Below are 7,168 nucleotides of genomic sequence, written 5' to 3' on the forward strand. Positions count from 1 at the left end.
CCCTTTCCCCGATCCCCAATCCCCAATCCCCTTTCCCCATGATCCTCATAGTCATCCTTCTGGCTTTCTATCTCGCCTTTAACCTTGGTGCTAATGATGTTGCTAATGCGATGGGAACTTCTGTTGGTTCTAAGGCTGTAACTCTCAAGCAAGCATTAATTATTGCTGGTGTATTAGAATTTACAGGCGCGGTGCTGTTTGGACAGGAGGTCTCGGAAACTATCGCAACCAAAATTGCTAATCCTGAATTATTTGCTAGTACACCGCAAATGTTAACTATTGGGATGATTACAGTCTTGATTAGTTGCGGTTTGTGGTTACAAATTGCCACTACACGCGGTTTGCCTGTATCTTCTTCTCATGCAGTTGTTGGTGCGATCGCTGGCTTTAGTTGGGTAGCTTTGGGTGTAGATGCGATCGATTGGTCGTCAATTGGTAAAATCACTCTTGGATGGATTGTGACGCCAGTGATCAGTGGTGCGATCGCAGCTTTGTTTTACAGTCAGATCAAGCGCTGGATTTTAGAACAACCGCATCAATTATTACAATTAAATGAGTGGATTCCCTGGTTGAGTGTGATGTTACTAGGAATTTTTGGTGTGATTGTTTTACCATCAGTTACTCAACCACTGGCAAAATTTTTCACTGAGTCAGTCGGAATTCAAATACCAACCCATGATTTTCCCTTGTTGGTAGGAGGTATTGGAGCGATCGCACTGAGTTTGTATAGCTGGCGACAGTTGGACATGGGGGACAGACTTTCAGCGTCTTCTTCTGTATTTCCTGTAGTTGAGGGTTTATTTGCCAAATTCCAGTTACTGAGTGCTTGTTTTGTGGCTTTTGCTCATGGTTCTAATGATGTCGGTAATGCGATCGCTCCTTTGGCGGCGATCGTTTATATTAATAGCACTGGTACAGTACCCACAGGCGGGATCGCTATTCCTATCTGGATTTTAGTCCTTGGTGGTGCTGGTATTGTTAGTGGTTTGGCTATCTGGGGTAAGAAAGTCATCGCTACTATTGGCGAAAGTATTATTTCTTTACGACCGAGTAGTGGATTTTGTGCTGAACTTGCAACCGCTACTACAATTCTTTTGGCTTCTCGTTTGGGACTACCTGTTTCTACTTCTCACGCGCTTGTGGGTGGTGTAGTCGGTGTGGGACTGGTACAAAATCCCAACTCAGTTAAATTTAAAACTCTGCAAGGAATCGCCACTGCTTGGTTGGTTACAGTTCCCATCAGCGCGGGACTCAGTGCTGTAATTTTTAGCATTACCCGGTTTTTAGGTTTTTAACTGAGGGAGCATCCCAACAGATAAAACTGAGAACTAATTCCTGATAACTGTTAAAATGCTTTTCGGGCGATCGCAAGACTTTTAACTTCTACTAAATACTTAAAAAAAATCTCTTAATTTGTAGGCAAACTGTCACCGTATTTACATTTTTACATGGTAAATGTATTTCTAGGAAACTTTAAACTACCAAAAAAAATTATTACTTTTTATTTCGACTACACAAGTGAGTATGATGTTTGAAAACAACGAGTGATATCAAAGAATAATTAATCTCACTTAAAAAATTATCAAAAATTATACAAAGCCTGAAGTCATATCAAAATTCTGCAATATAAGACAGGATACCGTAGATCAGAGGTAACAAACTAATGGGGCGATTTGAGAAGCGGTCAGAAAACTCACGAACAGGTGATCCATTAACAGAAGCAGATACCGCTCTAAGAGCTGTCACTGAAGAATTGCAAATTCTCCAACGGACTTTGCTCAAGTCTTTACAAGAAGATATCAAGCGTTTACAGACAGAAAGACTCCGCTTAATTGATGATGTCAAACGTCTGCAAGAAGACAAAGAAGAACTGCTTCAAGGTCGTCAGTTAAGCGAATTACAAGTATTGCTGCGTCAGTTAGCTAATATTTTGGCAAGTCATATATCCTCGCAACTACAATCTTCTCTGGAAACCCTGGCCAAACAAGCTGTAGAATCAACGACTGAAGATAGTGAAAAAAATAACGCCGTTCTCAATCAACTGCTCGGCTCTTTAGATGATACCCTGACTATTACTTTTCACACTCTTCAGCAGGAAGTCAAGAACTATCAAAGTAATATTTCCCAACAGTTGTCTCAGATGTCACTCCAACAACAACAAGGGGAAGAAATTTTAGCAGAGTTAGTAAATCGCCTACGTGGAGAACTCGTACGTGCAGAACTGGAAAAAACTACACAGCGATCGCCACAACAATCTCCTCCAACAGTCATCCAAATCACACCCCATCCAGCGGACGAGCCAACTGAACAACAATCTTCAAGTTTTTGGGAAACTCCACCACATTATCCACCGCATTATAAGGAAGAGCCAACTGAACAACAATCTTCAAGTTTTGAGGAAACACCATTACATTATGTAGACGAGCCAACTGAGCAACAATATTCAAAATTTTGGGAAACTTCACCACATTATAAGGAAGAGCCAACGCAACAACAGCATCCTGCTGACGAACCAACGCAACAACAGCATCCTGCWRMMRMACCCACAGAACAASAATATTCAARWTTTTGGGAAACTCCACCACATCACAAACAAGAGTCAAYRSAACAACAGCATCCTGCTGACGAACCCACAGAACAACACTCAAATTTTTGGGAAACTTCGCCACATCATCAAGAAGAATCAACAGAAAAAGAAGAATCTATAAATTGGGATGTGGAGACGGAATTAGAAACAAACACGATTCGACAGTATGGAGAAGCGCAAATTGATCTACCAGAAGAATCTAAACCTTTTACATTTACTCAAGATGATGTGGTGAGAGCCAATTCTTTCCTGGAGAGCGACACAACATTTATTTCCAATGGTGTATCACCAAGGGAAGAAGTAACCACATCCACGCGATCCCAAAGGAGAAATTCCGCGATCGCACCAATGGGTTTAGTATTTATTTTGTTGTCAACAGGAGTGATATCACTTTATAACGTCGCTATTAAAGTGATTTTTAACCCAAATTCGCTAATTTTTGGAGCATTTGACGTCCAGGGTTTACTGACACCCACTCTTGGTAACTCTCTGTTGATTTTAATGCTCAGGATGCTGGTAGTTGTACCATTAATGTTGGTTTTAGCGCCTATACTATATCCGCAGGTATGGCAAGATTTGCAAAATCTTGTAGAATCATTGCGAACAAAATCTCGCACTGGGAATGCAAAAAGCAAACAAGTATTGCTGCTTTCGATAGTGAGTGGATGCTTTTTATTTTTGTCTCAGGTCTTGATTTATATTGCTATTAGCCAAATCGCTACGGGAGTTGCGATCGCATTATTGTTTGTTTATCCAGCAATTAGCGCACTTCTAGCATGGTCTTTGCTTAGAGAACAACCGACTTCTTTTCGTTTCGGTGCGATCGCCTCTATTTTTGTCGGACAGATGATGATCTTAGCAGGAGATACAGGTGTTGGTACAGGTAATGCTTTTGTTGGCAGTATCGCAGCTCTGGTTTCAGGAATAGCTTTTGCCTTCTACATAATTTTGACACGCATTTGTGCCAGCAAACTCCATCCTGTGCCTTTTACTTTAATTAATTTTGCTACCATGCTGGTGTTGTCTTTGGTGGGTTTGATAATACCTTTACCTATTACCTGGAGTCTCCAAGTCAATCCCAATAAATTACTGGAATTAATTTTAAGTGCCTTTATTTTAGGTGTACTGACTTTAGTTGGTTATATTTTCAATAATGTCGGTGTTCGCAAACTCGGTGCTACGCGATCGGCAATTCTCGGTGCGACTGTTCCTGTATTAACTGTAATTTTAACAGGGGTGATTATTCAAGAAACACTACAACCTGCACAAGTATTAGGAGTTTTATTAGTAACTTTTGGTGCTGCTGCTATTAGCTATGAAAAAATGCGAAATCACACCAAAACAAATGCTACTACTTCCCGCAATTAAAAGTTAAAATTCTTATAAATTTAATTTTTAATTTTTAATTTCCACAGTCATCCCTCTTGACTTGAAAAAGCAAAAGGGTATTGATTTGATGGCATTCAGGAAGATAGCCTTTTTTATACATGGTTGTAAAAACTTTTTTGGCAATGGTTTCTACTTAAAAGTTTACTGAGCAAAATTTAAATAAAAAATCAATTTGTATTAACGTTTTTGAATTTCAAAGCTTCAGATTAAAATCTAGTAACAGTTCTACGACTTTTTTAAGAACTTTTTCAATAAAACTTCTAAGATAAATAGCAAAATTGTAAATGTTTTTACATATGCACTATCTAAAAATTGCTAAAATCAGCAAAAATCTTCTTAGAAAAGACAAGATTTTTTGTTTTTGAATTCATCACTTGGATTTTGAAGTCTATGACTTTCCCTCAAGCAGATCCGCTTTATGATCAGGACAGCATCATCCCTTGGCAATTTCAGAGCAGCTCACCATACGCTGCGTTTTTCGTGAGACTGCTAAACATAGCTGGTGGCTTCATCTCCGTAAGCTCAGTCTTTTGTCATGAAAAAGACACATTAGAACAGAAGTTACAGCGAAAGCTGGAATAACCTAAATCACCGAAAATTAAAGGGAAAAGAGATCGCCTACAAGGTTTAGAGATTTCAATTATCCTTGAAATACAAGGGTAATTTCACCCTTAGTGGCTTGACTCAAAACCTTTGTCCTGATTTATAAATAGACTCAAAACTAAGCCATAGTTAAGCTTGATAGCATCCATCCTTCTGTATAGCTGCTTTCTCCCTTCTTGAATTAGTTGATTACCTCTACCAACAAAGTTGATTCTGCCAATTTGCCAGAAAATACTGACTAAATGACAATTATGACTACCAAGAACACCATTACTTAACGCATAATAGATCATCTAAGTAAAGACATCACCTTCAGTCGGGTGTATACTACATACTTTCCATTGACTGATTACTGTAAACGTGCTATTCAATTGCTTGTTATATGAGTAATGACGTAGATCTGATCAAGCGTCTTGGCCCCAGTGCTATGGATCAGATCATGCTTTATCTGGCTTTTAGTGCCATGCGGACAGGTGGGCATAGACATGGGGCCTTTTTAGATGCAGCCGCAACCGCAGCCAAGTGTGCAATCTACATGACCTATCTGGAGCAGGGACAAAACCTGCGAATGACAGGACATTTACATCACTTGGAACCTAAACGAGTCAAAGCCATTGTTGAGGAAGTAAGACAAGCCTTGACTGAGGGCAAACTGCTGAAGATGCTAGGTTCTCAAGAACCACGCTATCTGATTCAGTTCCCCTATGTCTGGATGGAAAAATATCCTTGGCGACCGGGACGTTCGCGGATTCCGGGTACGAGTCTCACCAGCGAGGAAAAGAGACAAATTGAGCAGAAATTACCTTCTAATTTGCCAGATGCTCATTTGATCACCTCGTTTGAATTTCTAGAGTTAATTGAATTTTTGCATAAGCGATCGCAAGAAGATTTACCCAAAGAACACCAAATGCCTTTGAGTGAAGCTTTAGCGGAGCATATAAAGCGTCGTTTGCTTTACTCTGGTACGGTGACACGTATAGATTCTCCTTGGGGTATGCCCTTCTACGCTCTCACCCGTCCATTTTATGCGCCAGCAGACGACCAAGAGCGTACCTACATCATGGTCGAAGACACCGCTCGCTTCTTCCGAATGATGCGAGATTGGGCCGAAAAAAGACCAAACACTATGCGAGTCTTGGAAGAGTTGGATATTCCACCCGAAAAGATGGAGCAGGCCAAAGACGAATTGGATGAAATTATCCGTGCTTGGGCAGATAAATATCATCAAGATGATGGAATCCCTGTGGTATTACAGATGGTATTTGGTAAAAAAGAAGACTAGTATTCCCAGTACAAGTATGGTCTTCAAATTTTCCTGGGCAAAATTAGCAGCTAGTACCATCAACAACAGTCCCACACCATACAACAAATACTAATAGTACATTGTTATTAGTGTGGGATAAATTTAAAACCAAATAAAAATATATTTTTTGTAGATTGACACTCATATGCATAATTTCATAATTTCACTGCATAGAGGATCACCATTACTTGCTTTTCACAATAACTAAAAATCCAAGGGTGTAAGGGTGTAAAAGAAAACAAAAATTTTTCTGAGATTTATGTCTTTAAAATACCTCAAAATTTTTACCCACAACCACACAATTTTCCTACACCCCCACACCCTTTTTTATTAATCAACCAAGATATTTAGATTACTGACCATTTTGACTATTAGGAATTTGGTTGTCAGGAATCTGATTGTTAGGAATTTGGTTGTCAGGAACCTGATTGTTAGGAATTGGCTGAGTTTGAAAAGAGGGCTGAAAAATCGTGTTATTTGTTCTATTGGCAGGTATAAAAGTAGGCAAATAGCCACTAACATAATTACTGGCATCAATACAGTTATTCAAAGCTTGAGTGGGAGCTAAATTGTCGATTTGCAATCGCAAACCTACCACACACTGAGCATAGCGTCGTGGTAATAAACTCAGACCACAGTTACTTAAAACTGTTCTGTTAAATAGCTGTTTGTCAAGAACTTGTTTACTAGCCTCAGTACTTTTACTAATACCAGCTACACATGCACCGACATCTTCAGGACGCCATGCTTGTACACAGGTAGGTAGTGCATCCACTGCTGCTATTTCTGTGTTCTGCCTAATTTCGGCTACACAAGAGGACAAATCTCTGGGACGCAATGCTCTTGCACAGCCACGTGCAGCAGCTTCCGCAGTTAGCCCGGCTTTGAGAAGTTCAGAAGCACAAGCCCTGTAATCACCTGTAGTGACAGCGATCGCATCTGTACCAGGTAAAAAATTCATTCCCAACCATCCCATCACAATTAAAGCTGGTGCAGCTACCCCAGTACCCAAGAATTGTTGAGTTCTTCGCATAGTTTTGTATAAATACTTACTGCTTTTATTGAATGACATTTCCGTTCTACTCCAATCACGCAAAGTAATGCTATCTCATCTTCAAAGTTAGTTCTCACCTATTTTGGCAGGAAGGTTTGGATCGGGGATTCTCCAGAGGAGACGCTACGCGTAGACGCGTCAGCGGCTTCTCATAGAGTACGGGGATAAGGGATCGGGAATCGGGGATAAGGGATAAAGGGGTGTGGGGGGAGTGTGGGGTGTGTGGGGTGTG

Annotated in this window: 4 protein-coding genes; 3 read left to right on the forward strand and 1 reads right to left on the reverse strand. The window is 40.2% G+C overall.

Translation table 11 applies throughout. From position 1 onward, the window contains the following. Positions 1-38 precede the first annotated feature (38 nt). The 3 genes from B4U84_RS22370 (at position 39) to hetR (ending at position 5,861) form a co-directional block, all read left to right on the forward strand. The gene (locus tag B4U84_RS22370) at positions 39-1,295 is read left to right on the forward strand and encodes an inorganic phosphate transporter (RefSeq protein WP_207391002.1); all 1,257 of its coding nucleotides are present in this window, start codon (positions 39-41) and stop codon (positions 1,293-1,295) included. 368 nt (positions 1,296-1,663) lie between these two features. Next, the gene (locus tag B4U84_RS22375) at positions 1,664-3,955 is read left to right on the forward strand and encodes an EamA family transporter (RefSeq protein ID WP_131120606.1); all 2,292 of its coding nucleotides are present in this window, start codon (positions 1,664-1,666) and stop codon (positions 3,953-3,955) included. A gap of 1,006 nt (positions 3,956-4,961) precedes the next feature. Continuing rightward, a complete protein-coding gene (hetR, locus tag B4U84_RS22385) occupies positions 4,962-5,861 on the forward strand; it encodes a heterocyst differentiation master regulator HetR (RefSeq protein WP_017311371.1) in 900 nt (299 codons plus the stop codon). Positions 5,862-6,234: 373 nt separating this feature from the next. On the opposite strand, the gene B4U84_RS22390 is transcribed toward hetR, so the two are convergent. Next, entirely contained in the window at positions 6,235-6,954 is a 720-nt protein-coding gene (locus tag B4U84_RS22390) for a hypothetical protein (RefSeq protein WP_131120607.1), read from the reverse strand. Positions 6,955-7,168: the final 214 nt, after the last annotated feature.

Source organism: Westiellopsis prolifica IICB1 (assembly GCF_004323185.1).
Classification (GTDB): Bacteria; Cyanobacteriota; Cyanobacteriia; order Cyanobacteriales; family Nostocaceae; genus Pelatocladus; species Pelatocladus prolificus_A.